21 protein-coding genes are annotated in these 23,160 nt (G+C 51.3%); 15 read left to right on the top strand and 6 right to left on the bottom strand.

The genetic code is table 11. The features are described 5' to 3' along the window. Nucleotides 1–528 precede the first annotated feature (528 nt). The 3 genes from dnaE to map all read left to right on the top strand — a co-directional run bounded on the left by dnaE (nucleotide 529) and on the right by map (nucleotide 5,115). Complete coding sequence (dnaE, locus tag F7P81_RS09590; protein WP_151159302.1) at nucleotides 529–4,032, top strand: DNA polymerase III subunit alpha; 3,504 nt, start codon at nucleotides 529–531, stop codon at nucleotides 4,030–4,032. Between the two features lie 76 nt (nucleotides 4,033–4,108). Continuing rightward, nucleotides 4,109–4,321 (top strand): ParD-like family protein, encoded by a 213-nt coding sequence (locus tag F7P81_RS09585; RefSeq protein ID WP_022711719.1) that lies wholly within the window; start codon nucleotides 4,109–4,111, stop codon nucleotides 4,319–4,321. Next, nucleotides 4,318–5,115 (top strand): type I methionyl aminopeptidase, encoded by a 798-nt coding sequence (gene map / locus F7P81_RS09580; RefSeq protein ID WP_151159301.1) that lies wholly within the window; start codon nucleotides 4,318–4,320, stop codon nucleotides 5,113–5,115. The genes F7P81_RS09585 and map overlap by 4 nt, the downstream gene beginning before the upstream one ends. Before the next feature lie 45 nt (nucleotides 5,116–5,160). Here map and F7P81_RS09575 read toward each other — a convergent pair whose 3' ends face one another. Then, complete coding sequence (locus F7P81_RS09575; RefSeq protein WP_151159300.1) at nucleotides 5,161–5,802, bottom strand: NAD(P)-dependent oxidoreductase; 642 nt, start codon at nucleotides 5,800–5,802, stop codon at nucleotides 5,161–5,163. A 190-nt stretch (nucleotides 5,803–5,992) separates the two neighbouring features. On the opposite strand from F7P81_RS09575, the gene F7P81_RS09570 reads away from it, so the two are divergent. After that, nucleotides 5,993–6,445 carry a winged helix-turn-helix transcriptional regulator gene (locus F7P81_RS09570; RefSeq protein WP_246176081.1) on the top strand — a complete coding sequence of 151 codons (453 nt, stop codon included), beginning with the start codon at nucleotides 5,993–5,995 and terminating at the stop codon, nucleotides 6,443–6,445. Nucleotides 6,446–6,591: 146 nt separating this feature from the next. Here F7P81_RS09570 and F7P81_RS09565 read toward each other — a convergent pair whose 3' ends face one another. Next, nucleotides 6,592–6,987, bottom strand: coding sequence for a BspC domain-containing protein (locus F7P81_RS09565; protein ID WP_075655544.1), 396 nt, complete (start codon nucleotides 6,985–6,987; stop codon nucleotides 6,592–6,594). 883 nt (nucleotides 6,988–7,870) lie between these two features. Between F7P81_RS09565 and rpsD the strand changes: the two genes are divergently transcribed. Together rpsD and F7P81_RS09555 are read left to right on the top strand one after the other, a co-directional pair. After that, on the top strand, nucleotides 7,871–8,488 hold the full coding sequence (rpsD, locus tag F7P81_RS09560) for a 30S ribosomal protein S4 (protein WP_022711609.1): 618 nt from the start codon (nucleotides 7,871–7,873) through the stop codon (nucleotides 8,486–8,488). 157 nt (nucleotides 8,489–8,645) lie between these two features. Beyond that, on the top strand, nucleotides 8,646–9,191 hold the full coding sequence (locus tag F7P81_RS09555; RefSeq protein WP_151159299.1) for a single-stranded DNA-binding protein: 546 nt from the start codon (nucleotides 8,646–8,648) through the stop codon (nucleotides 9,189–9,191). A 284-nt stretch (nucleotides 9,192–9,475) separates the two neighbouring features. On the opposite strand, the gene F7P81_RS09550 is transcribed toward F7P81_RS09555, so the two are convergent. Continuing rightward, entirely contained in the window at nucleotides 9,476–10,108 is a 633-nt protein-coding gene (locus F7P81_RS09550) for a MarC family protein (protein ID WP_022710390.1), read from the bottom strand. Between the two features lie 326 nt (nucleotides 10,109–10,434). On the opposite strand from F7P81_RS09550, the gene gyrA reads away from it, so the two are divergent. Continuing rightward, entirely contained in the window at nucleotides 10,435–13,236 is a 2,802-nt protein-coding gene (gyrA, locus tag F7P81_RS09545; RefSeq protein WP_075655536.1) for a DNA gyrase subunit A, read from the top strand. 202 nt (nucleotides 13,237–13,438) lie between these two features. Here gyrA and F7P81_RS09540 read toward each other — a convergent pair whose 3' ends face one another. After that, nucleotides 13,439–13,618: a hypothetical protein gene (locus F7P81_RS09540; protein ID WP_022710388.1), complete on the bottom strand. Its 180-nt coding sequence runs from the start codon at nucleotides 13,616–13,618 to the stop codon at nucleotides 13,439–13,441. A 291-nt stretch (nucleotides 13,619–13,909) separates the two neighbouring features. Between F7P81_RS09540 and coaD the strand changes: the two genes are divergently transcribed. The 5 genes from coaD (at nucleotide 13,910) to tgt (ending at nucleotide 18,115) form a co-directional block, all read left to right on the top strand. Next, nucleotides 13,910–14,404, top strand: a complete 495-nt coding sequence (gene coaD, locus F7P81_RS09535) for a pantetheine-phosphate adenylyltransferase (protein ID WP_151159298.1) — start codon at nucleotides 13,910–13,912, stop codon at nucleotides 14,402–14,404. Between the two features lie 26 nt (nucleotides 14,405–14,430). Continuing rightward, nucleotides 14,431–15,030 (top strand): peptidylprolyl isomerase, encoded by a 600-nt coding sequence (locus tag F7P81_RS09530; protein WP_151159297.1) that lies wholly within the window; start codon nucleotides 14,431–14,433, stop codon nucleotides 15,028–15,030. Nucleotides 15,031–15,193: 163 nt separating this feature from the next. After that, nucleotides 15,194–15,700 (top strand): peptidylprolyl isomerase, encoded by a 507-nt coding sequence (locus F7P81_RS09525; RefSeq protein ID WP_022710385.1) that lies wholly within the window; start codon nucleotides 15,194–15,196, stop codon nucleotides 15,698–15,700. A 134-nt stretch (nucleotides 15,701–15,834) separates the two neighbouring features. Further along, nucleotides 15,835–16,911 (top strand): tRNA preQ1(34) S-adenosylmethionine ribosyltransferase-isomerase QueA, encoded by a 1,077-nt coding sequence (gene queA / locus F7P81_RS09520; protein WP_151159296.1) that lies wholly within the window; start codon nucleotides 15,835–15,837, stop codon nucleotides 16,909–16,911. Between the two features lie 70 nt (nucleotides 16,912–16,981). Continuing rightward, nucleotides 16,982–18,115, top strand: coding sequence for a tRNA guanosine(34) transglycosylase Tgt (gene tgt, locus F7P81_RS09515; RefSeq protein ID WP_116088114.1), 1,134 nt, complete (start codon nucleotides 16,982–16,984; stop codon nucleotides 18,113–18,115). Nucleotides 18,116–18,149: 34 nt separating this feature from the next. Here the strand turns inward: tgt and F7P81_RS09510 are convergent, their stop codons facing one another. Together F7P81_RS09510 and F7P81_RS09505 are read right to left on the bottom strand one after the other, a co-directional pair. Continuing rightward, a complete protein-coding gene (locus F7P81_RS09510; protein ID WP_151159295.1) occupies nucleotides 18,150–18,959 on the bottom strand; it encodes a class I SAM-dependent methyltransferase in 810 nt (269 codons plus the stop codon). A 22-nt stretch (nucleotides 18,960–18,981) separates the two neighbouring features. Next, nucleotides 18,982–19,698, bottom strand: a complete 717-nt coding sequence (locus F7P81_RS09505; protein ID WP_151159294.1) for an HAD family hydrolase — start codon at nucleotides 19,696–19,698, stop codon at nucleotides 18,982–18,984. A 273-nt stretch (nucleotides 19,699–19,971) separates the two neighbouring features. Between F7P81_RS09505 and rpiA the strand changes: the two genes are divergently transcribed. The 3 genes from rpiA (at nucleotide 19,972) to gor (ending at nucleotide 22,942) form a co-directional block, all read left to right on the top strand. Continuing rightward, on the top strand, nucleotides 19,972–20,670 hold the full coding sequence (gene rpiA / locus F7P81_RS09500; protein WP_151159293.1) for a ribose-5-phosphate isomerase RpiA: 699 nt from the start codon (nucleotides 19,972–19,974) through the stop codon (nucleotides 20,668–20,670). A 94-nt stretch (nucleotides 20,671–20,764) separates the two neighbouring features. After that, nucleotides 20,765–21,292 (top strand): DUF2059 domain-containing protein, encoded by a 528-nt coding sequence (locus tag F7P81_RS09495; RefSeq protein ID WP_022710379.1) that lies wholly within the window; start codon nucleotides 20,765–20,767, stop codon nucleotides 21,290–21,292. A 255-nt stretch (nucleotides 21,293–21,547) separates the two neighbouring features. Beyond that, on the top strand, nucleotides 21,548–22,942 hold the full coding sequence (gor, locus tag F7P81_RS09490) for a glutathione-disulfide reductase (RefSeq protein ID WP_075655521.1): 1,395 nt from the start codon (nucleotides 21,548–21,550) through the stop codon (nucleotides 22,940–22,942). The last annotated feature ends 218 nt before the right edge of the window (nucleotides 22,943–23,160 follow it).

Genomic DNA, 23,160 nt, shown 5'->3' with positions numbered 1-23,160 from the left:
GAACAAATTGCATACATACAGGAACAAATGGAGTTCATATCATGTCTGATCTGGTTCGTGATGTTATGTCATTCATTTCCATCGGTTTGTTTGTAGCAACTTTTGCTATGTGGCTGGCAGCGTTCTGAGGCTGCTCAAAGCCTGATTTAACCAGAGCATGTCGCGGAAAAGTGGGCACCGGTTTTCCGATACGACATGCGTAAAACAAGAAGATAGAGCGAGCAGAGCGGATAGAATTAAACGCGGCACGCTCTGTGTAAAGATGTAGCGGGCTGAAGATATAGCCAGCTAGACATATAGAATGTGTAATGATTGACGGAATGCGCTTATGCATCTGGACATCATGACGGCATTGCGGGAAAAAGGATATGATGAATGGGCGGAGTCTGACAGGCTTCAGTTCATTATCCGGTTTGATTTTCCCGTCTTACAGAACTGTTATTTTTGTAATGCAGTTTCTATGTAAGGCTTTGTACTGCGATACATCACTGCACAAACGGGCAGGCGATGATTGCAATGACGGAGTATATGCCTTTGCCTTCTGATGTTTCTGCCGTAGCTGCTTCTGAATTACCTGCGGGTGCGCCGGTATTTATTCATTTGCGCACGCATTCGGCTTACTCATTGCTGGAAGGGGCATTGCAAATCGGCAAAATTATCGGCCATGCCAAGGATGATAATGCGCCTGCAATTGCCGTAACAGACACGAATAATCTCTTCGGCGCATTGGAATTTGCGCAGAAGGCGTCGAAAGATGGTGTGCAGCCGATTATCGGCTGTGTTGTTGATATTGCCTTTGGCGATCATCAGCCGGAAGGCCGTGCGATTAACCGCCGTGATGCGCTGGATTTGTCGCCGGTGGTGCTGCTGGCTTCCAGTGAGGAAGGCTATGCCAATATGGTGCGGCTGGTCAGCCGTTCCTATCTGGAAACAGAAGCCGGTGATCCGGTGCATATCCGCGCCGACTGGCTGCCGGATTTGTCAGAAGATGTGATTTTTCTGACCGGCGGGGCAGAGGGGCCGATTGGCAAACCGCTCAGCAATGAACGGGAAGAGCGTGCGCGCAGCCGCCTTGAGTTTTTAAAAAACATCTTTGGCGACCGTCTTTATGTCGAGTTGCACCGCCAGCGCGGTTATGACCGTGTACTTGAATCCAAACTGGTTGATCTGGCTTATGAATATGAGCTGCCATTGGTTGCAACCAATGAGGCTTTCTTCAAGCAGAGCGGAGATTATGAAGCGCATGATGCTTTGCTGGCGATTGCCGACGGACAGGTCATTGCTTCGGATGATCGCCGCCGCCTGACACCGGATCATTATCTGAAATCCCAGAGCGAAATGGCGGCATTGTTTGCCGATTTACCGGAGGCTCTGGAAAATACCGTCGAGATTGCACGCCGCTGCCATTGGTACACGCAAACCCGTGCGCCGATCTTGCCGCGCTTTACCGGTGAATCCGACGATCCGGAAGCCGCTTTGCAGGCAGAAGCGGATGAAATGGCGCGTCAGGCGCGTGAAGGTCTTGAGGAGCGGTTGAAACTGTTCGGCCTTGCCGAAGGCCATACCCACGAGGACTATATCAAGCGGCTGGATTACGAAATCGGCATCATCGTCCGTATGAAATTTCCGGGTTACTTCCTGATCGTTTCGGACTTTATTAAATGGGCGAAATTGCAGGATATTCCGGTAGGGCCGGGGCGTGGTTCCGGTGCGGGCTCGCTGGTTGCTTATGCACTGACCATTACGGACGTTGATCCGCTGCGTTTCTCCCTGCTGTTTGAGCGCTTTCTTAATCCGGATCGTGTGTCGATGCCGGACTTTGATATCGACTTTTGTCAGGATCGCCGTGAAGAGGTGATCCGCTATGTGCAGCAAAAATATGGTCGCGATCAGGTAGCGCAGATTATCACTTTCGGTACGCTGCAGGCGCGCGCGGTGCTGCGCGACGTTGGCCGCGTGCTGCAAATGCCTTACGGGCAGGTCGACAGGCTGTGTAAATTGGTGCCGTCGAACCCTGCCAATCCGGTATCGCTCGGACAGGCGATTAATGAAGAGCCGCGCATTAATGAGGAGCGTGAGAAGGAGCCGGTTGTCGGACGTCTTCTTGATATGTCGCTGAAGCTTGAAGGACTTTATCGTCACGCTTCCACGCACGCGGCGGGTATTGTTATCGGTGACCGGCCGTTGTCGGAGCTGGTGCCGATGTATCGCGATCCGCGCTCAGATATGCCTGTCACCCAGTTCAATATGAAATGGGTTGAGCAGGCCGGTCTGGTAAAGTTCGACTTTCTTGGTCTGAAAACGCTGACGGTTCTGAATACGGCTGTGAAGCTGATTGCCCGTAAAGGCGTTGATATCGATCTGCAAACGCTGCCGTTTGACGATCAGCTGACCTATGAAATGCTATCGCGCGGTGAAACGGTCGGCGTGTTTCAGGTGGAATCGGTGGGTATGCGTAAAGCGCTCATCGGGATGAAACCTGACCGTATTGAGGATATTATTGCGCTTGTGGCGTTGTATCGTCCGGGCCCGATGGAGAATATTCCGACCTATAATGCGCGCAAGCATGGTGAGGAGGAGATTGCCTCTATTCACCCGAAAATCGACCATCTGGTGAAGGAAACGCAGGGCGTTATCGTTTATCAGGAGCAGGTGATGCAGATCGCGCAGGAGCTTTCCGGCTATTCGCTTGGTGAAGCGGATTTGCTGCGCCGCGCGATGGGTAAGAAAATCCGTGAAGAAATGGACAAGCAGCGCGTCCGTTTCGTCGATGGCGCGATTGAAGGCGGTGTCGGCAAGGCGCAGGCCAATACGATTTTCGACCTGCTTGCCAAATTTGCTGACTATGGTTTCAACAAATCCCACGCGGCGGCTTATGCGATTGTTTCTTATCATACTGCCTATCTAAAGGCGCATTATCCGGCGGAGTTTCTCGCCGCGTCGATGACCTATGATATGAACAATACGGAAAAGCTCAATGATTTCCGTCGTGATGCCTTGCGTCTAGGCATCGAAGTTGTGCTGCCGTCGGTCATGACTTCTTATCGTCCGTTTGAAGTAGGGGAAGGCAAGATTTTCTATTCGCTGGCAGCGATTAAAGGCGTTGGTGATGCTGCCGTTGAACATATTGTCGAAAAGCGGAAAGAAAAACCGTTTGAAAGCCTTGAAGATTTCTGCGAGCGCGTTGATCCGCGCATGGTCAACCGCCGTGTTTTTGAAAGCCTGATCAATGCCGGTGCGCTGGATTGTTTCGGTGTAGACCGTTCGGCTCTGAGTTCCGGTATGGACAGCCTGATGGCCTATACCCAGCGTACGCAGGAAAACGCCAATAGCGGGCAGTCGGATATTTTTGGCACCGGTCTGGTGCCGAAAGAAAAGCTGCAGTTACCGGTGGTAACACCTTGGACATCATCAGAGAAACTGCATCGCGAATTGCAGGCCGCAGGCTTCTATCTCTCCGCGCATCCGCTGGATGATTATAATGAAGCGCTGCAGAAAATGCGTGTTCAGAGCTGGGCTGATTTCTCCAATGCGGTGAAGAAAGGCGCAACCAACGGTCGTCTTGCCGGAACGGTTATTAGCAAGCAGGAGCGCAAGACCAAGACCGGCAATAAAATGGGCATCATCGCCTTTTCTGATGCGACAGGTCAGTTTGAATCGGTGCTGTTCTCGGAAGCGCTTCAGCAGTTCCGCGACCTGCTGGAACCCGGTCGCTCGGTAGTAATTACTGTTTCCGCTGAGAACCGGCCGGAAGGTGTGAGCCTGCGTATTGCTACAGTTGTGTCACTGGAAGATGAGGCCAGCCGCCTGCAAAAGGCGCTGCGTCTGTTCCTGCGCAATAGCGATGCACTGGATCAGATTGTGCCTTATTTCAAAACCCGTGGTGACGGTGAGGTCAGCTTTATCGTGATCAAGGATAATGGTCAGCGCGAGGTCGAAGTTGCCTTGCCGGATCGCTATCGCATCAGCCCGCAGATTGCCAGCGCGATGAAGGCCATCAGCGGTGTGGTCGATGTGGAACTCATCAGCTGATCGCTGACTATTATTCGCCTTGAGACTCAATATATGTTTCGTATATAGTATGTATATGGAACATATGTGAGGCCTTATGGGTATTGTGAATATTGAAGACGAGTTGCATGAGCAGCTGCGTCTTGCGAGCAGGGTGACTTGCCGCTCTATTAATGCGCAGGCTGCTTTCTGGATTAAGATCGGCATGTTGTGCGAGACCAATCCCACGCTTAGTTTTTCAGAGATTATGCGCCGTGAGCTGAATGCTGCCGGTGTTGCTGTGTCTTCACTGAGTGTGAGTGAAGCATGATTAAGCAACCACAGGAACTGGCGCTGATGGCTGAGGCAGGGCGTTTGCTGGCTTCTGTCTTTGATATGCTGGATAAAACGCCGCTTGAAGGTGTCTCAACGCTTGAGATCAACGACAAAGTCGAGCGCTTTATCATTGAGGATTTACAATCCCGTCCGGCGAGTAAAGGCCAGTATGGCTATGGTTTTGTGCTGAACTCTTCAGTCAATCATGTGGTTTGTCACGGTGTGCCGTCACAAACGGATGTGCTGAAAAGCGGTGATATTGTCAATTTTGATATTACGCTGGAAAAGAACGGCTATATCGCGGATTCCAGCAAGACCTATTGTGTCGGCGAGGTGAATGTTGCCGCTAAAAGACTGGTGCGCACAGCTTATGAAGCAATGTGGATGGGTATTGCTGCTGTGCGTCCGGGTGCGCGGATCGGCGATATCGGCTGGGCGATTGAACATCATGCCAAGCGCAACGGCTATTCGGTTGTGCATGATTATTGCGGTCACGGTATAGGCCGTGAAATGCATGAAGAACCGCAAATTCTCAATTTTGGCAAACCCGGAACCGGCCTGTTTCTGCAGCAGGGCATGGTTTTTACCATTGAGCCGATGCTCAATCAGGGGCGGCGCAATGTAAAAACTGAAGCGGATGAATGGACTGTCACCACTAAGGACGGGTTACTCTCGGCTCAGTTCGAGCATACGGTTGCGGTGACGGCAACAGGCGTTTCGGTGCTGACCTTGCGTGCGGATGAAAAGAACTCACCGCAGGCGAAACGATTAGGTTTGATAGCAAGTTGATGTGAAAAAGGCCTGCAGTGACTACAGGCCTTTTTATTCTATGTTTTAGTATGCTGCGGTGAAGCGCTGGCGGATATGTTTGCCCTGTTCTGCTTCATCAAGAATGGCGACAGCCAGATCGCCGACGGTGATTTTGCTTTCGCCATTGTCATCAAAGACCGGAGCATCCGTGCCAAGACGGAATGTGCCGGTGGCTTCACCCGGCACCAGCAGAATTGCCGGTGAGACAAAAGACCAGTCTAGTTCATTCTCGGTTTTCAGATCATTGAGTGCCTGACGGGCACCCAGCGCGCCTTCTTTATATTCCGCTGGAAATTCAGGGGAATCCACCAGCTGAGCGCCGTTGATTTCAAGGCTGCCTGCGCCGCCAACGGCGATCAGGCGTTTGATGCCGGCTTTTTTCACAGCTTCAGTGATAGATTTGCTGCCTTTGATGTGAATATTGCGGATGTCGGCTTCCTGCCAGCCCGGATTATAGGCGGAGATCACCAGATCATGGCCTTTTAAAAGGGTGGCCAGTCCGTCTGTGTCCAGAACATCGGCTTTTACAGCAGTGACATTGGTATTGGCAGTGATTTTTTCCGGATGGCGCACATGTGCGCTCACCTGATGGCCGCGTTTCACTGCCTCATTAAGTAAAGCTGTACCGACATAGCCGCTGGCGCCGATGATTGCGATTTTTGACATAGGACTTACCTCATATTATAAGATTGATAAGAATTATTTTTAATCAAGTTACGATAAGTAACTATGTAATATGATTTGAAATGACTGTGAAGAATGCACTTTAAAGTCAGCAAGTCACTTCAAAGTAACCACCTGCAAATGCGCGCTTTACCGTTCAATTTTACGGTCGCGTGCAATGAAGGAGAAGGTAATGACCTCTCAGATGAATGCCGCTCTGAAGAAAAATTCAGCAGAGCCACAGCATGATGATGGAAAAAATACCCCGCCGATTCTGGCTGATACCGCAGGATTTACAGCGGATGAGAACGGTACATGTCCGATCCGTGAAGTGCTGGATCGTGTCGGCGATACATGGAGCCTGCTGGTTATTCTCAATCTTCAGCAGGGTACAATCCGCTTCAATGCGCTGCGCCGTCTGATCGAGGGTATTTCGCAGCGCATGCTCACAGTGACTTTACGCTCATTGGAGCGTGACGGTTTGGTGTTGCGCACTGTACGTCCGACTTCACCGCCGGAGGTGGAATATTCGCTGACTGCATTGGGAATGTCGCTGGCAAAGCCGATTGACAATCTGGGACAATGGGCGGTCGATAACCGCCATACCATGCGTGAAGAGCGCGCGCGTTTCGATGCGCAACAATAAATCAAAGGCGCATTGTCAGAGCGTATCCTGAGAAATGGGAACCGGTTTTTGGATAAGATACGCATAAAAACAAAGAGATAGAACGAGCGCCGTGATCCGGTTTGAATGCAGGCCGCTCTGACAATGCGCCTTCCTTTCTTATCGTGTTATTTTTTCACGGTAACGGATACAGAGCGGACTTTGTTTTTGCTGACACTGCAGTCGACTGTAATTGCATCCCATGCAGCACTGCCGTTGCGCTGACGGGCTTCGCCGTTGAGCCTGACGGTTACATTGCCGTTGTTGCGGTTCAGTTGCGCAGCATCATAATCGGCTTGCGTAAAGCCGAAGCGGTCATATTTATATTTCTTGTTTTTGGTCAGATCATGCGCTGTTGCAGAGCATAAAGCGGTTTCCGGCTTTGCCTTGCTGTCATTGATGGCCAGATTGTAATTGGCTTTAAAGTCAGAGCTCTGTTTTGGCACAGCTTCCGCCTGAACAAGGGAGGATGAACCGATAAGAGAAATTATTACAACAGAGGCTTTAAAAGGAAGAGTTAACATAGCAAATCCTGCCGGTTATTGATTGAATGTAATATACCTGTTGATCGTGATGATCTGATTAATATTGGTTCTTAAAATATCGCTGAAAACTATGATCTATTTTAGTGCAAATGAGGGTTAAACGCTGCCTTCTATATCGTTTTACAGTAATATGTATCGAGAAGTCCCTGTTTTTCACTTCAGAAACATTTCTAATGATGTGGGGTGTTAAGAATAAACAAGCAAAAGAAATGAAGCCACCATCAGCGGAGGAATGAATAAGGCCGCAGCAATGAGAATATTTGAAACAGGCCGGTGAATTGAAATCTTCTTTTTATAAAACTCAAAATTTCTCACGGATTTTATAGTTTGATAGAGTAGCAGATAGGTGCTTATGGCGAAAAACCCGATGTTCCAGCCTGATAATTGAGCCGGTGTCGGCCGCCCGGGAACGCCGAGTATCCACGGGATAATGAGAAGGCCGCACAGAACAGCGATTACATCAGGATATATGCGTATTATAAATTTTATCATGCCGATCTCTGTTCTTGGAATGCCGGATATTTAAGTTGAGGCAAGATTCAAAGAATGGCAATGTTGCAACGCAAGAAACCGGCATGTGTTCCGAAACATAAGTGGCCGGTTTCGGATCAAGATACGGAAACAATCCGCTGTCTGCGCCGCAGGCCTTGACAAGACAGGCTTTCACTCCTTAAAAGCCGCTCAGGATTTCAGGGCGTCTTTACAGATTCCCCGTATCTGTTGACGTGTCCCGTGAATAATTGCCACATTCGCTGTCGCAATATTCTGTCAGTCTTCACAACAAGAAGGCAGAGGAGGGCGCGTTTCCTTCGAGCGAGGCAGACAAGCTGCCGCGCCGGTATAACTTTTAAAGGGAAATGCGATGAGTAAGCGCGAATCTTCCAAATATAAAATTGATCGTCGTCTTGGTGAAAACATCTGGGGCCGTCCTAAATCCCCTGTAAACCGTCGTGAATACGGCCCGGGTCAGCACGGTCAGCGCCGTAAGGGCAAGCTGTCCGACTTCGGTATTCAGCTGCGCGCAAAGCAGAAGCTGAAAGGCTTCTACGGCGATATCTCCGAAAAGCAGTTCCGTAAAACTTACGAAGAAGCTGCTCGTCGTAAAGGCGATACCGGTGAAAACCTGATCGGTCTGCTGGAAAGCCGTCTGGACGCAGTTGTATACCGCGCCAAATTCGTACCGACCATTTTTGCTGCCCGTCAGTTCATCAACCACGGTCACGTAAACGTAAACGGTCGTCGCGTTAACATTCAGTCCTACCGCCTGAAGGCTGGTGACGTTGTTGAAGTTCGCGAAAAGTCCAAGCAGCTGGTTATCGTTCTGGAAGCTGTTCAGCTCGCAGAACGCGATGTTCCTGACTACATCGTTGCTGACCACGGCAAGCTGACTGCAACTTACAGCCGCGTTCCAGGCCTGTCCGACGTTCCATACGCCGTTCAGATGGAACCAAATCTGGTTGTTGAATATTACTCCCGTTAATCGTGAGTATGGCGGAATTATCCGCTGTGAAATCAGAGCCGCTGCGGATTTCCGCGGCGGCTTTTTTGTTTTGGATAAGCTATCTTTCCCTTTCTTCGGGGAGCTGCCTTATGTATTGTCACGCAAACTGTAAGAAAAAAATCTGGAGTGCAGGTCTATGGCAGGCTCAGTCAATAAAGTTATTCTCGTCGGTAATCTCGGAGCGGATCCTGAAATCCGCCGTCTGAACTCCGGTGAGCCGGTTGCAAACCTGCGTATCGCAACATCGGAAAGCTGGCGCGACCGCCAGTCCGGTGAGCGTAAGGACAAGACCGAATGGCACAGCGTTGTAATCTTCAACGAAAATCTGGCCAAAGTTGCAGAACAGTATCTGAAAAAAGGCGCCAAGGTTTACATTGAAGGTCAGTTGCAGACCCGCAAATGGACAGACCAGAATGGCAATGAACGCTACACAACTGAAATCGTGTTGCAGAAATTCCGCGGTGAGTTGCAGATGCTCGACAGCCGTGGCGAAGGCGGCGGCGGTGGCGGCGGCCGTTTTGAAGGCAGCGGCAGCGGCGGTGATCGCTTTGCCGGTGGTGGCGGTTCATCGCGCGGCGGTGACTATGGCAGCAGCGGTGGCGGCAATGATTTCGGCCGTTCCAGCCCGCAGCAGCAGTCCGGCGGTTTTAGTCATGACTTGGATGATGATATTCCGTTCTGAGTATCTGATCCAAAAGTCGCCCGACTTGGCTGCAAATGGCGATTTTCTGTACTTCGGTACTCACGTACACATGGCGCCGCACATCCTATGGATGTGCAAAGGACGTCATGATCTTTAGGTGCCGCATAATCTTATCTCTCATCGGCATGATGAAAGGATTATGCGGAAGTACGCTCCGTTCCGATGCTCGCAAATCACCATTTTCGCTGGCGTCTGTCGCTTTTTGATTCAGACACTTAAGTGTTCACAAAAGAAAAGCCCGCGTTTGACGCGGGCTTTTTTATTTAGCTTCCTACGATCAGTGACCGGATACCATCTGCAACAAATTGCACTGCCAGAGCCGCAAGGATCACGCCGAGCAGACGGGTGAGGATGGAGCGGCCTGTTTCCCCTAAGAAACGATCCACGCGCTCTGCAAGCAGAAATACGATGTAAGAAAGTACGATACAGGCGAGCAGAATGCCGAGCAAAGCAAGTCTGCTGCCAATGGTCGGAAATGTTCCGCCGAGAAGGACTGTGGCGGAAATAGCACCCGGGCCGGCAATCAGCGGAATGGCCAGCGGGAAGGCGGCAACATTGCGGATATGGTCTTTGGTGATGGCAACTGTCGCGCTTTTCTCGTGGCGTTCCTGACGGCGTTCAAAGATCATTTCAAATGCGATCCAGAACAGCAAAAGACCACCGGCAACGCGGAACGCGCCGAGCGTGATGCCGAACAGCATGAGAATTTGCGCGCCGGCAATGGCAAAGAGCGCAAGGATGATAAAGGCGATGATGCTGGCGCGCTTGGCAACCTGTGCCCGTTCGCGGCGATCCATGCCGGTGGTAACGGCGAGAAACAGCGGTGCAAGCCCCGGCGGATCAATGGTTACGAGCAGTGTGACAAAGGCGCTGAAGAGACTGTCATAAAAGCTCATCCGTGTTCCTGTTCTTGTTCTTTATGAATGATTGTAAGAATTATGCCTGTCTTTGCCATATAAGCGCAAGATGGTTCTTGTGCCGGTTCTGAAAGGCCGATTGATGAAGTATTCTGATGCATTTGCCCCCGTCCCGAACGGGAAACAAGAATATTCTCTGATTTATGCGTGACAGGGTGATAAATATGCCAAAAAAGCACAAAATCGGCTATATTTGGTGTGTATGAAGGCCGCCGCAAGGCAGTCGAAATTTCGTGATTTTGATGTTATGGGATAGAGTACAATCTATCAAAACTAATCGATTCTTTATGAAAGATATTTGAATAGTGACAGACCTTACTCCGCCGCCCGGTTCAGACGAATTTAACGGTATTGAACCGATTTCTATTGTGGAGGAGATGCAGCGGTCCTACCTCGATTACGCTATGAGCGTTATCGTCAGCCGCGCGCTTCCTGATGTTCGTGACGGGTTGAAGCCGGTCCACCGGCGTATTCTCCATGCCATGAATGAGATGGGGCTTGCCTGGAACCGCTCCTACCGTAAATCTGCCGGTGTCGTCGGTGAAGTGATGGGTAAATACCATCCGCATGGTGACGCCTCTATCTATGATGCGCTGGTGCGTATGGCGCAGGACTTCTCCATGCGCGAACCACTGGTTGACGGGCAGGGTAACTTCGGTTCCATCGACGGCGACAGTGCCGCTGCGATGCGTTATACTGAGTGCCGTCTGGAAAAAGTTTCCTCGGTTCTGCTCGAAGATATCGACAAGGACACTGTTGATTTTCAGGACAATTATGATGGCCGCGAGCAGGAGCCCAAAGTGCTTCCGGCGCGCTATCCGAACTTGCTGGTCAATGGTTCCGGCGGTATCGCCGTTGGTATGGCCACCAATATTCCTCCGCATAATTTAGGTGAAGTGATCAATGGCTGTATTGCCCTGATCGATAATCCTGAAATGTCGCTGGAAGAAATGATCGAGATCATTCCGGGGCCCGATTTCCCGACCGGTGGTTTGATCCTCGGCCGCTCCGGCATTTATTCGGCTTACAGTACCGGTCGCGGTTCTGTGCTGATGCGTGGTCGTGTGACCATCGAGCCGATGCGCAATGACCGCGAATCCATCGTGATTACGGAAATCCCGTATCAGGTCAATAAAGCGAGCATGATCGAGAAAATGGCCGAACTGGTACGCGACAAGCGTATTGAAGGCATTTCCGATCTGCGCGACGAATCTGACCGTGACGGTTACCGTGTGGTTGTTGAACTGAAACGCGATGCCAATGCTGATGTGGTGCTGAACCAGCTTTACCGCTACACCCCGCTGCAGACCTCTTTCGGCTGCAATATGGTGGCGCTGAATGGTGGTAAGCCGCAACTTCTGACCCTGATGGAAGTGCTGAATGCGTTTGTGCATTTCCGTGAGGAAGTTGTCAGCCGCCGCACCAAGTTCCTGCTGAATAAAGCCCGCGAACGTGCGCATGTCTTGGTTGGTTTGGCGATTGCCGTTGCCAATATCGACGAAATTATTGCGCTGATCCGCCGTGCGCCGGATCCTGCAACGGCGCGTGAGCAGTTGATGACACGTCGCTGGCCTGCAGCCGATATCGCACCGCTGATCCGTCTGATCGACGATCCGCGTCATGTGCTGAATGATGACAGCACCTATAACCTGTCGGAAGAGCAGGCACGCGCTATTCTTGAACTGCGCCTGCAGCGCCTGACAGCTCTCGGCCGTGATGAAATCGCTGATGAACTGAACAAGATCGGCGAAGAAATCAAAGACTACCTGTCTATTCTGGCGTCGCGTGAGCGCATTCTCGGCATTGTTAAGGATGAAATGGCTGCGGTTCGTGATGAATTCGCCACGCCACGCCGTACTGAACTGACCCTTGGCGGCGCTGAAATGGATGATGAAGATCTCATCGCCCGTGAAGATATGGTCGTTACTGTCAGCCATGCCGGTTACATCAAGCGCGTGCCGCTGAATACCTATCGTGCACAGCGCCGCGGCGGCAAAGGCCGCTCGGGCATGGCGACGAAGGACGAGGATTTTGTTACCCGTCTGTTTGTGGCCAATACCCATACGCCGGTACTGTTCTTCTCCTCGCGCGGTATCGTCTATAAAGAAAAAGTCTGGCGTCTGCCGATCGGTACTCCGCAATCCCGCGGTAAGGCATTGATTAATATGCTGCCTTTGCAGCAGGGTGAGCGTATCACCACGATTATGCCGTTGCCTGAGGATGAGGCAAGCTGGGCAGAACTCGACGTGATGTTCGCTACAACGCGCGGTACTGTGCGCCGTAACAAGCTGTCCGATTTCGTTCAGGTCAACCGCAATGGTAAGATTGCGATGAAGCTGGAAGAAGAGGGCGATGAAATCCTCTCGGTCGATACTTGTACGGTTAATGACGACGTGCTGCTCACCGCTGCCGGTGGCCAGTGTATCCGCTTCCGTGTGGATGATGTGCGCGTCTTTGCCGGTCGTAATTCGATTGGTGTACGCGGTATCAATCTTGCGGACGGCGATAAAGTTATCTCCATGGCTATTCTTGAGCATGTGGAAGCGACACCGGCCGAGCGTACAGCCTATCTGAAGCGCGCTGTTGCTGAGCGCCGCAGCCTTGGCTCGGATGATGTGGAAGATATCGCAGTCGTCGGCGAAGACGTGACCGAAGATGCGGAACTCAATGATGAGCGTTATGAAGAGCTGAAAGCCCATGAGCAGACTGTTCTGACAGTCAGCGAGTTCGGTTACGGCAAGCGTTCTTCGTCCTATGAATTCCGTATTTCCGGCCGTGGCGGTAAGGGTATCCGCGCCACTGATACATCGAAGACTGATGAAATCGGTGCGCTGGTTGCGCTGTTCCCTGTGGAAGCAAGTGACCAGATCCTGCTGGTGTCGGATGGCGGTCAGCTGATCCGTGTGCCGGTTGGCGGCATCCGCATTGCCGGTCGCTCCACCAAGGGCGTAACCATCTTTAACACCGCTGATGGTGAAAAGGTTGTGTCGGTAGAACGGATTTCTGAAACCGATGATGAAGAGGATGAAACCTCGGAAACCGCCGGTGAACAGACACCGGTTCAGGAAGCGCCCCAAACGGGCGGTGATGAACCTGCCGCAGAATAAGCTCTGAGACAAAAAAACGCCCCGTCATTTTGACGGGGCGTTTTTTATTGTGCTCACATAAAGAAAAAGGCGGTGTCTTCTCACACCGCCTTGAAATAAAAGCCTGGACTGGAGGTTCCGGCTGCAACTGCCCTCTGATTAAAGAGGTATTTTGTATCTATTTAGGCCTGATTTAGGCGAAACCAAGATATTATCACTTCACTTATGCGTGTGTAATGCGCTTTGATCTGGTGCCGCGGGCGACACGCCGTACAGAGCGCAGGTCGAAGACTGATTTCTGATTGCTCAGACGCCTGGAGGCACTTTCTTCGATCATCAGGATAATGGCTGCAAACATCATCGCGACGATCATTGAGATTGCGAGAATAAATAGCATCATCATTTTATCCTTTCGCTTATATTACGCGCAAGCGACACAAAGGTTGCATAAAATCTTTCATTTTGTGGCATGTGAGATCTGTGCGGTTACTGTGTTGCCCGTAATATAGGCGTTTTCACTTGAATTATTTCTGACCGGTCTATTCATGCTAGGTTCACTTTGGGAGCGCGTAAACCTATGCTTTTGATGTAAGACTGAGGCTTAGAGAGGTTCTTGCTCCGCTCTTTGCTGAACCCGTTATGTACTTCGCTTTAGAGATTGAAATTGGTCAGTATAATGATTAATTCATAGGGTATGAAAACAGCTCTCTATGCAGGATCATTTGATCCGGTCACCAATGGTCATCTTGATGTTCTGCGCGGGGCTCTCGGGCTGGCTGACAAGGTGATTGTCGCTATCGGCGTCCATCCGGGTAAAACCCCGATGTTCAGCTTTGAAGAGCGGGTTGAGCTGCTGCGCGAGGTCGGAGAGCAGGCTTTCGGCAAAGATAATAGCCGTATTGATTATACCAGTTTCAGCGGTCTGGTGGTGGACACTGCCAGAAGTTTCAGCGCAACGCTGATGGTGCGCGGTTTACGCGATGCCACTGATTTTGATTATGAAATGCAGATGGCCGGTATGAATACAGGTATGGCACCGGATGTGCAGACTGTGTTTTTGCCCGCTTCCCCCGATGTGCGTTTTATTACTGCCACACTGGTGCGCCAGATTGCGGCAATGGGGGGCGATGTCAGCCGCTTCGTGCCGCCTGTTATCGAAAAAGCCCTAAAGCATAAGCTTAAAAAATAAGAATTTAGCTTCACACAGGAAAAATCATGTCCTTTTTGCGTAAATTTCTGGCTGTCACAGCCTTTCTCGCATTTTCAGCAACTGCCGCTTTGCAGCCGGTTAATGCGCAGGCCGCAGACCCTGAAAATACAGTGGTTCTGACTCTGAAAGACGGTGATGTCGTTATTGAACTGCGTCCTGATCTGGCACCGAAACATGCAGAGCAGATCAAGAAACTGGTGCGCGACGGTGCTTATAACGGCGTTGTGTTCCACCGCGTGATTGACGGCTTTATGGCGCAGACCGGTGACGTAGAGTTCGGTAATGCGGATAAAGACTATAATCCGGGTCGCGCAGGCACCGGCGGTTCTTCCTATGGTAATATTCCGGCAGAATTCTCCAAGCAGCCATTTATGCGCGGCACCGTCGGCATGGCACGCAGCTCATCGCCGGATTCTGCCAATTCGCAGTTTTTCATCATGTTTGATGAAGGCTCGTTCCTGAACGGCCAGTATACTGTTGTCGGCGAAGTCGTCAGCGGCATGGAAACCGTCGATAAAATCAAAAAAGGCAGCAAATCTGCCAATGGCGCGGTTGATAATCCTGACCGTATCGTTAAAGCCATTGTTCTGGCTGATCGTAAATAAAAATAAGATTGCTTTTTGTTAGGCGAAAAGCATTCTGTTTGTGACTTACGCATTATCCAATGCTCCTGAACGGGATGAGATGCTTGTTCAGGCTTTGCAGGAAATGCTCAAATTCTAACAGGACTGCCGGTTGAGCAGTCTGACAATATACAGGAGAGGCCCTATGGCTTATAAAGATCCGGAAAATACACTGGTACTGGAAACCACCAAGGGTACTGTTGCAATTGAACTTTACCCTGATCTGGCACCAGGTCATGTTGCCCGTATTAAAGAACTGGCACGTGAAGGCGCTTATGACGGCGTAGTATTTCATCGCGTGATCGATGGTTTCATGGCGCAGACCGGCGACGTGAAGTTCGGTAAGCAGGGCGGTTCCAGCTTTAATCCATCCCGCGCCGGTATGGGTGGTTCGGACAAACCTGACCTGAAAGCTGAATTCACTAACACCAAGCATGTACGCGGTACCTGCTCGATGGCGCGCAGCCAGAACCCGAACTCGGCTAACTCCCAGTTCTACATCTGCTTTGCTGATGCTCCTTGGCTGGATCGCCAGTACTCCGTATGGGGTCAGGTTATCGAAGGCATGGACAATGTTGACAAGATCAAGCGCGGTGAGCCGGTAACTGATCCGGATTCAATCACTTCAGCTAAAATCGCTGCCGACATTTAATCTGTCAGCTTGCTGATTTGAGGGCGCGTTATGGTTCAATCCGTAACGCGCCCTTTATTTTTTGCCCGCTGTTCTGTATTGCAGGGCAATGCGAATTCTTGAAAAATTTGAACTCCCCGAAATTGAGGCCAGTGATGCGCGTCGATCTGTTTGATTTTGACCTGCCGGAAGAGCGTATTGCGCTGCGTCCGGTTACCCCGCGCGATCATGCAAAACTGTTGCGCGTCATTCCGGATCAGCCTTTGCAGGATCTGCATGTTGGTGATCTGCCGGATTTGCTGCGCGAAGGTGATGCGCTGGTCTTCAATGATACCAAAGTTATTCCAGCGCAGCTGGAAGGCACACGCGAACGTGACGGCACAGTCGCAACCGTGAGTGCGACCTTGCATATGCGCACCGGCGCTGACCGCTGGAAAGCATTTTTGCGCCCTGCAAAGCGCGTGAAGGAAGGCGAGCGCATTCGTTTCGGCCATTCGGGTTCCAGCTGTTTTTTAGGCACGCTGGATGCTCTGGTTGCAGAAAAGCACGACAGCGGTGAAGTGCTGCTGGTGTTTGATGTCTCCGGTGCCGTGCTGGATGAAGCGATTGCTTCGGTCGGGCATATTCCGCTGCCGCCTTATATCGCGTCCAAACGGGCGGAAGATGCGCAGGATAGACAGGATTATCAGACTGTCTATGCGCGTGAAGAGGGCGCTGTTGCAGCACCGACTGCCGGTCTGCATTTCACTCCGGAACTGCTGGAGCGTATCCGCGCCAAGGGCGTGGAAGAGCATTTTGTAACGCTGCATGTAGGTGCAGGCACCTTCCTGCCGGTTAAGGCTGATGATACTGCCGACCACAAAATGCATGCGGAAATCGGCTATGTCTCAGAGGAAACCGCAGCAGCACTTAACCGTGTGCATGAGCGGGGCGGGCGGATTATCTCTGTCGGCACCACATCGCTGCGCCTGATTGAAAGTGCAACCGGTGAGGACGGCATTATCCGTCCTTGGTCGGGCGCGACCGATATCTTCATCACCCCCGGCTATAAGTTCCGCGCGATTGATATGCTGATGACCAACTTCCATCTGCCGCGCTCGACATTGTTCATGCTGGTCTCGGCTTTCAGCGGTTTCGAGACAATGCAGGCGGCCTATGCCCATGCCATTAGCAATGAATACCGGTTTTATTCCTATGGCGATGCCAGCCTTCTGACGCGTCGCGACGCCTGAGCAGTTTCAGGAAAAGTGGAAGCCGGTTTTCCGTCCGAAACTGCGAAAAATAATACTAAGAGATTTTGATATGACTAGTGAAAATTTTGAATTTAAAGTGCTGGCAACAGACGGCAAAGCACGGCGCGGTGAAATTACTATGCCGCGCGGCACTATCCGCACACCGGCCTTTATGCCGGTTGGCACCGCAGGCACCGTTAAAGCCATGTATATGGATCAGGTCAAAGACCTTGGTGCTGATATCATTCTCGGCAATACCTATCACCTGATGCTGCGCCCGGGTGCCGAGCGCGTGGCACGCCTTGGCGGTTTGCATGAGTTTGGCGGCTGGCAGGGGCCAATCCTGACCGATTCCGGCGGTTTTCAGGTGATGTCACTGGCGCAGCTGCGCAAGCTGACAGAGCAGGGCGTAACTTTCCGTTCGCATATTGACGGCCGCGCTTATGAAATGTCGCCGGAGCGTTCCATTGAAATTCAGGGACTGCTTGATAGCGATATCCAGATGCAGCTCGATGAATGTACGGCACTGCCTGCATCCTTCAATGTGATGCAAAAGGCGATGGAACTGTCATTGCGCTGGGCAGAACGTTGTAAGGTGGCCTTCGGCGATCAGCCGGGCAAGGCGATGTTCGGTATCGTGCAGGGCGGCGATAATGTGCAGCTGCGCGAGCAATCTGCGCAGGCGCTGAAGGATATGGATCTCAAAGGCTATGCCGTTGGTGGTTTGGCTGTTGGTGAGCCGCAGCAGGTAATGCTGGATATGCTGGATGTGACCTGTCCGATCCTGCCGCATGAGAAGCCGCGCTATCTGATGGGTGTTGGTACGCCGGACGATATGCTGAAGTCGGTTGCGCGCGGCATTGATATGTTCGACTGCGTTATGCCGACCCGTGCAGGCCGTCATGGTCTGGCCTTTACCCGTCGTGGTAAGGTGAACCTGCGCAATGCGCGTCATGCGGAAGATCATCGCCCGCTGGATGAAATGTCTACCTGTCCGGCATCGAGCCAATATAGCCGCGCCTATCTGCATCATCTGGTGAAATCCAATGAAGCACTGGGCGGTATGCTGCTGACATGGAATAATCTGCATTATTACCAATATCTGATGCAGGGTATCCGCGATGCGATTGAGGCAGGCCGCTTCAATGACTTCTTTGAAGAGACAACAGCAGAATGGGCCAAAGGCGATATTTCGCCTCTGTAACAGGCAATAAAAAAGCGGGAGAAATCCCGCTTTTTTATTTTGTGTTGAGTGCTGTGACAGCCCAGACCCGATGGGGAATTGCCAGAGGGTCTTCAGGAAAGCCTTTCAGTAAAGCTTGAGAGAGTTCACTGTCAAAACGAACCGTTTCTTCAGCTGACAGGCTGGCTTTTACACCCGCGCTTGCACGAATACGTCCGCGCCATGCTTCATGGCTGTAATAAACCGGCAGATCAAAAGAGAAGGTTTCAATCGTAGAGAAACCAGCTTCTGCCAAGTCCTGTAACCATTGCGGATAAATTCCGCTGCCACCGCCCATTGTCCATTTCGGATTGTATTTCAGAATAAGCTGTTCTGTTGCTTCAACAACATTCCCTGCAAAGGGCAACCAGTCGAAATGAGCGATAATGATACGGCCATGAGGTTTCAGAACCCGTTTTGCTTCTTGAGCCGCTTTCGGACGATCAAACCAGTGCCAGCATTGTCCGGCTGTCAAAAGATCAAAACTATTATTCGCTTCGGTAAGGCTCTCGGCTGAGCCTGTCCGGTAATGGATGTTAACTCCTGTGTCTCTGTCCAGTTCTGCAGCTTCATCAAGCAAAGCCTGCGCCGGATCAACACCGGTAACAATCAGTCCTTTTTGTGCAAGGCCGCGGGCGACGGTGCCGGTTCCCGTGCCAATATCAAGCGCTGTCTGTTTAGGTTTGATATAGTTTTTTACACTTAAAGCGTCGAAAAACTCCGGCGGAAAACCGGCACGAAAATTCCGGTAATCAGAGGCAGTTTTGCCAAAATCAATGGTTTTGCCAAAGGATTGAGTAGCTTGAATATTCTGCTTACCGGTCATAGTGCCCACAGGTCGTATAAAATTATTCAGCAGCTTCTTTTGCAGCCTCCAGCAAGTCGCTGATCATATCCAATGTCATCTCGTCAAAATGTGAGATGATGCGGCTTGGCTCAAAATGCGAGACATGCAGATCGGTATAGCCGAAATCAACGGCAATCACCGGAATACCGGCAGCTTTGGCCGCGTCAATGTCGGCGCGGCTGTCGCCAACCATAACCGCCTGATAACGGTCACCTTTGGCTTGTGCAATTGTATCCGTCAGATGGCGCGGATCAGGCTTGCGGTACGGGAAGGTATCCTGTCCGCAGATCGCGGCAAAGCGATGCGCTTCACCCATGCGCTCCAGCAATGCCTTGGCACTGATTTCAAACTTGTTGGTGCAGACAGCAAGGACATAACCTGCGGCACTCAGCCGGTCGAGACTGTTTAGTACACCCGGATAAAAGGCTGACTTGCCCGGCATATTGCCGTTATAATGCTCCATAAACAGGGCAAACAGCTGCTTCATATCCTCATCCGTCAGCTGACGGTTCTGTGCCTGATAAGCACGCTCAATCATCACTTTCGCGCCGGAGCCGACAAATTTACGCAGAGAGACCGGATCGGCAGGTGTCAGACCACCGGCAATCAGGCAGTGATTGAGGCTGTCGAGCAAATCCGGAGCTGTATCTACCAATGTGCCGTCGAGATCAAAGACGATAACGGGTTGCGCTGTGGTGGTTGCGGAGGAATGAGACATATCTGCCCTTTGGCTTATCACTATTTTACAGAACACGGCACGGAAAGTGTGCGGCATTGGCAAAACCTACCTGAAATGCGGCTTATTGATAGTCTTTTTCGCTAAATAGATGAAATGGGAACAATAATATATTTGCCGCGCGTGATGCTCGTGCTACAGCAGTGCGGAAATAAGCAGTATTAACGGTGTTTTGCGCGACTACCGCGTGTGGCCTGTTAAGGCATAAAGCGTTTCGCAGCCAAAGCTGCAAATGGAAATACGGGAAGCAGATTTATGAGTTCAGTTGATCCGCGTCAGTTGAAAATTGCCGCCGCCGCTGAGGCTTTAACCCATGTGAAAAGCGGTATGAAGCTCGGTATCGGTACCGGCTCCACAGCTGAGGAATTCGTGCGTTTGCTGGCCGTTAAGGTGGCTGAAGGCTTCGAAATCATCGGCGTGCCGACTTCTGAACGCACCGCTGCTTTGTGCACTGAACTGGGCGTTCCGCTGACTACGCTGGAAGAAACCCCGCATCTTGATCTCACTATCGACGGTGCAGATGAAGTGGATGGCGATCTGTCGCTGATTAAGGGCGGCGGCGGTGCTTTATTGCGCGAGAAAATTGTCGCTGCCGCATCTGATGCTATGATCGTTATTGCTGACGAATCAAAAGTTGTGGACACACTCGGCCGCTTCCCGCTGCCGGTTGAAGTGAATCGTTTTGGTCTGGCCGCAACAAAGCTGGCAATTGAAAAGGCTATTGCCGGTCTCGGATTGGAAGCGCCGTTGAATCTTCGCATGAAAGACGGCGAAATTTTCGTAACGGACGGCGGACATTATATTCTTGATGCATCTTTTGGCCGTATTCCGGATACAAAAGCATTATCAGACGCACTCTTCGCCATTCCGGGTGTTGTAGAGCATGGTTTGTTTATCGGGCTTGCGCGTGCTGCGATTATTGCAGGCACATCAGGCATCCGTACATTGTCGTAATTTTAAATACATATCTGTCGGCTATTGCCGGAACAAACAGATTTCACGCCGTACAGAACGGTGTAAAGTGAATAAAAAACGGAGTATTGACCATATGACCAAGGCAACTGGCTATCGCCGTCTTATTGCGCCGCTGGCGGCGCTTACAGTACTGGCTGGTGTCAATCTCGCGCAGGCTCAGGAGGCTTCGCAGTCTCATCTGGCAGCCGCGCGTGCTGCAATTGCTGCAATCGGCGCTACCGAACAGTTTGACGGCATTCTGCCACGTGCAGCACAGGCTCTGAAATCTGAGCTGATCCAGAAAGACCCGAATCTCGAAGCAATCATCACCAAAACAGTTGATGATAAGGCTCTGGCACTGGCTGCCCGCCGCTCCGATCTGGAAACCGAAGCTGCCCGTGCCTATGCAAATTCTTTCAGTGAAGATGAACTGAAAGCAATCAGCGGCTTCTATACATCCGAAGCCGGTAAGAAGCTGATTTCCGAAGGCCCGATTGTAACCCGTGAAGTGCTGAAGGCTGCTGAAGTCTGGCAGAACGGCGTTGCCCGTGATCTGGCCATGCAGGTTGGTGAAGTGCTGGCGAAAGCCGCCGGCAGTGCAGCTCCGGCTGCTGCTGAATAATTCAGTCTCAATGACAGAAAAAGCCCGGTCTGAGTGCCGGGCTTTTTTATTGCATATTATTTGGCACGTTGAGCTTGTGACTTTTCGGCATTTCTAGCAAAACTGTGTGGGATGATACGTAAAAACAATGAGTTACATCGGTTTCAACGATTCAATCTCAAATTTGACTGTTGTAACGTTCTGTAACGGTTCCTCTTGTTAAGCCATTGTGCCGGTAACATATTCGGATAACGCGTAAAAAATTCGGAGACTAAAATGACCAGTTATGACTATGACCTGTTTGTGATCGGCGGCGGTTCCGGCGGTGTTCGGGCAGGGCGTCTTGCCGGAGCTATGGGAAAACGCGTCGGGCTGGCAGAAGAGTTTCGCATGGGCGGCACTTGTGTGATCCGCGGCTGCGTACCGAAAAAGCTTTATGTCTATGCATCCCAGTTTCCGGAACATTTCAGTGATGCTGCAGGTTATGGCTGGACTGTCGGCGAAACCAGTTTTGACTGGTCAAAGCTGGTTGCCAATAAAGAAGCTGAAATCACCCGTCTTGAAGGCCTTTATACCAAGGGGCTGAATAATGCGAAGACGGAGATTCTGCCTTATCGTGCCGTGCTGAAAGATGCCCATACGATTGAACTGGTCGGTAGCGGCAAAACTGTTACTGCGGAAACCATTCTGATCGCGACCGGTGGTCATCCGTTTATGGATGATGCCATGCCTGGGCACGAGCTTTGCATCAATTCCGATCAGGTTTTTGATCTGGCTAAGCTGCCAAAGTCGATTACTATTCAGGGCGGCGGTTATATTGCCGTTGAATTTGCCGGTATTTTCAACGGTCTGGGTGTTGAAACCACGCTGGTCTATCGCGGCAAACAGATTTTGCACCGTTTTGACGGCGATCTGTTCCGGCTGGTTACTGAGGCGATGATTGAAAAAGGCATCCGTATTGTCACGGAAGCCAATATTACCTCAGTTGCAGAAGCCGAAGGTGAGCACCGTCTGAGTGTTACACTGAGCAATGGTGAAGTGCTGGCTGCCGATCAGGTGCTGCAGGCAATCGGCCGCGTACCGAATACCAAGGGGCTTGGCCTCGAAAATGCCGGTGTGAAACAAGCGGAAGACGGTTCGATCATTGTTGACGAATATTCCCATACCAATGTGGAGAATATCTGGGCTGTCGGTGATGTGACCAATCGTGTTCAGCTGACGCCTGTCGCCATTCATGAGGCTATGTGCTTCCTTGAAACGGCATTTAAGGGCAATCCGATGCGCCCTGACCATGAGCTGATCCCGACCGCTGTCTTTTCGCAGCCGGAAATCGGCACTGTTGGCATGTCGGAGGAAGAGGCGGCGAAGCAATATGCCAATGTTGAAATCTATCGCGCGCATTTCCGCCCGATGCGCAATACGCTGGCCGGACGCTATGAGAAAATGCTGACCAAGCTGGTTGTTGATGGGGATACGCGTAAAGTGCTGGGTGCCCATGTGCTCGGGCCGGATGCCGGTGAAATGGCGCAGCTGCTTGGTATTGCTTTGAAAGCGGCAGCGACAAAAGATGATTTTGACCGCACAATGGCGCTGCACCCTTCCGCTGCGGAGGAGTTCGTGACCATGTACACACCAAGCTACAGGCTGGTCAAAGGGCAACGTCAGGGCTGATTATTTGTATCGCAAATGAGACAGAGTGACAGACCGGCGGTGGTAATCGCCGGTTTTTTTGTGAGTTTTGATGGATTTCGTCATAAAATTACAAGATGTGACTTAAATCTTGGCAAAAATGACAAGGCTGGAGCCTGTCGGCTTAATTGCGGCTGGTACATTGTCTTCCGGTGGACTATATACGCAAGGCTGTTACTGCAATGGTGCGGTGCAGCAGG

The organism is Pseudochrobactrum saccharolyticum, assembly GCF_008801715.1.
Lineage (GTDB): Bacteria > Pseudomonadota > Alphaproteobacteria > Rhizobiales > Rhizobiaceae > Pseudochrobactrum > Pseudochrobactrum saccharolyticum.
Note: the sequence above shows the minus strand (reverse complement) of the source record. Positions and strands in the feature narration are given on the sequence as shown.

What these genes read in the sequence shown, in the direction of transcription:
- dnaE (WP_151159302.1), top strand. Translation starts at nt 529, where the DNA reads ATGCCTTTGCCTTCTGATGTTTCTGCCGTAGCTGCTTCTGAATTACCT.
- F7P81_RS09585 (WP_022711719.1), top strand. Translation starts at nt 4,109, where the DNA reads ATGGGTATTGTGAATATTGAAGACGAGTTGCATGAGCAGCTGCGTCTT.
- map (WP_151159301.1), top strand. Translation starts at nt 4,318, where the DNA reads ATGATTAAGCAACCACAGGAACTGGCGCTGATGGCTGAGGCAGGGCGT.
- F7P81_RS09575 (WP_151159300.1), bottom strand. Translation starts at nt 5,802, where the DNA reads ATGTCAAAAATCGCAATCATCGGCGCCAGCGGCTATGTCGGTACAGCT.
- F7P81_RS09570 (WP_246176081.1), top strand. Translation starts at nt 5,993, where the DNA reads ATGACCTCTCAGATGAATGCCGCTCTGAAGAAAAATTCAGCAGAGCCA.
- F7P81_RS09565 (WP_075655544.1), bottom strand. Translation starts at nt 6,987, where the DNA reads ATGTTAACTCTTCCTTTTAAAGCCTCTGTTGTAATAATTTCTCTTATC.
- rpsD (WP_022711609.1), top strand. Translation starts at nt 7,871, where the DNA reads ATGAGTAAGCGCGAATCTTCCAAATATAAAATTGATCGTCGTCTTGGT.
- F7P81_RS09555 (WP_151159299.1), top strand. Translation starts at nt 8,646, where the DNA reads ATGGCAGGCTCAGTCAATAAAGTTATTCTCGTCGGTAATCTCGGAGCG.
- F7P81_RS09550 (WP_022710390.1), bottom strand. Translation starts at nt 10,108, where the DNA reads ATGAGCTTTTATGACAGTCTCTTCAGCGCCTTTGTCACACTGCTCGTA.
- F7P81_RS09540 (WP_022710388.1), bottom strand. Translation starts at nt 13,618, where the DNA reads ATGATGATGCTATTTATTCTCGCAATCTCAATGATCGTCGCGATGATG.
- coaD (WP_151159298.1), top strand. Translation starts at nt 13,910, where the DNA reads ATGAAAACAGCTCTCTATGCAGGATCATTTGATCCGGTCACCAATGGT.
- F7P81_RS09530 (WP_151159297.1), top strand. Translation starts at nt 14,431, where the DNA reads ATGTCCTTTTTGCGTAAATTTCTGGCTGTCACAGCCTTTCTCGCATTT.
- F7P81_RS09525 (WP_022710385.1), top strand. Translation starts at nt 15,194, where the DNA reads ATGGCTTATAAAGATCCGGAAAATACACTGGTACTGGAAACCACCAAG.
- queA (WP_151159296.1), top strand. Translation starts at nt 15,835, where the DNA reads ATGCGCGTCGATCTGTTTGATTTTGACCTGCCGGAAGAGCGTATTGCG.
- tgt (WP_116088114.1), top strand. Translation starts at nt 16,982, where the DNA reads ATGACTAGTGAAAATTTTGAATTTAAAGTGCTGGCAACAGACGGCAAA.
- F7P81_RS09510 (WP_151159295.1), bottom strand. Translation starts at nt 18,959, where the DNA reads ATGACCGGTAAGCAGAATATTCAAGCTACTCAATCCTTTGGCAAAACC.
- F7P81_RS09505 (WP_151159294.1), bottom strand. Translation starts at nt 19,698, where the DNA reads ATGTCTCATTCCTCCGCAACCACCACAGCGCAACCCGTTATCGTCTTT.
- rpiA (WP_151159293.1), top strand. Translation starts at nt 19,972, where the DNA reads ATGAGTTCAGTTGATCCGCGTCAGTTGAAAATTGCCGCCGCCGCTGAG.
- F7P81_RS09495 (WP_022710379.1), top strand. Translation starts at nt 20,765, where the DNA reads ATGACCAAGGCAACTGGCTATCGCCGTCTTATTGCGCCGCTGGCGGCG.
- gor (WP_075655521.1), top strand. Translation starts at nt 21,548, where the DNA reads ATGACCAGTTATGACTATGACCTGTTTGTGATCGGCGGCGGTTCCGGC.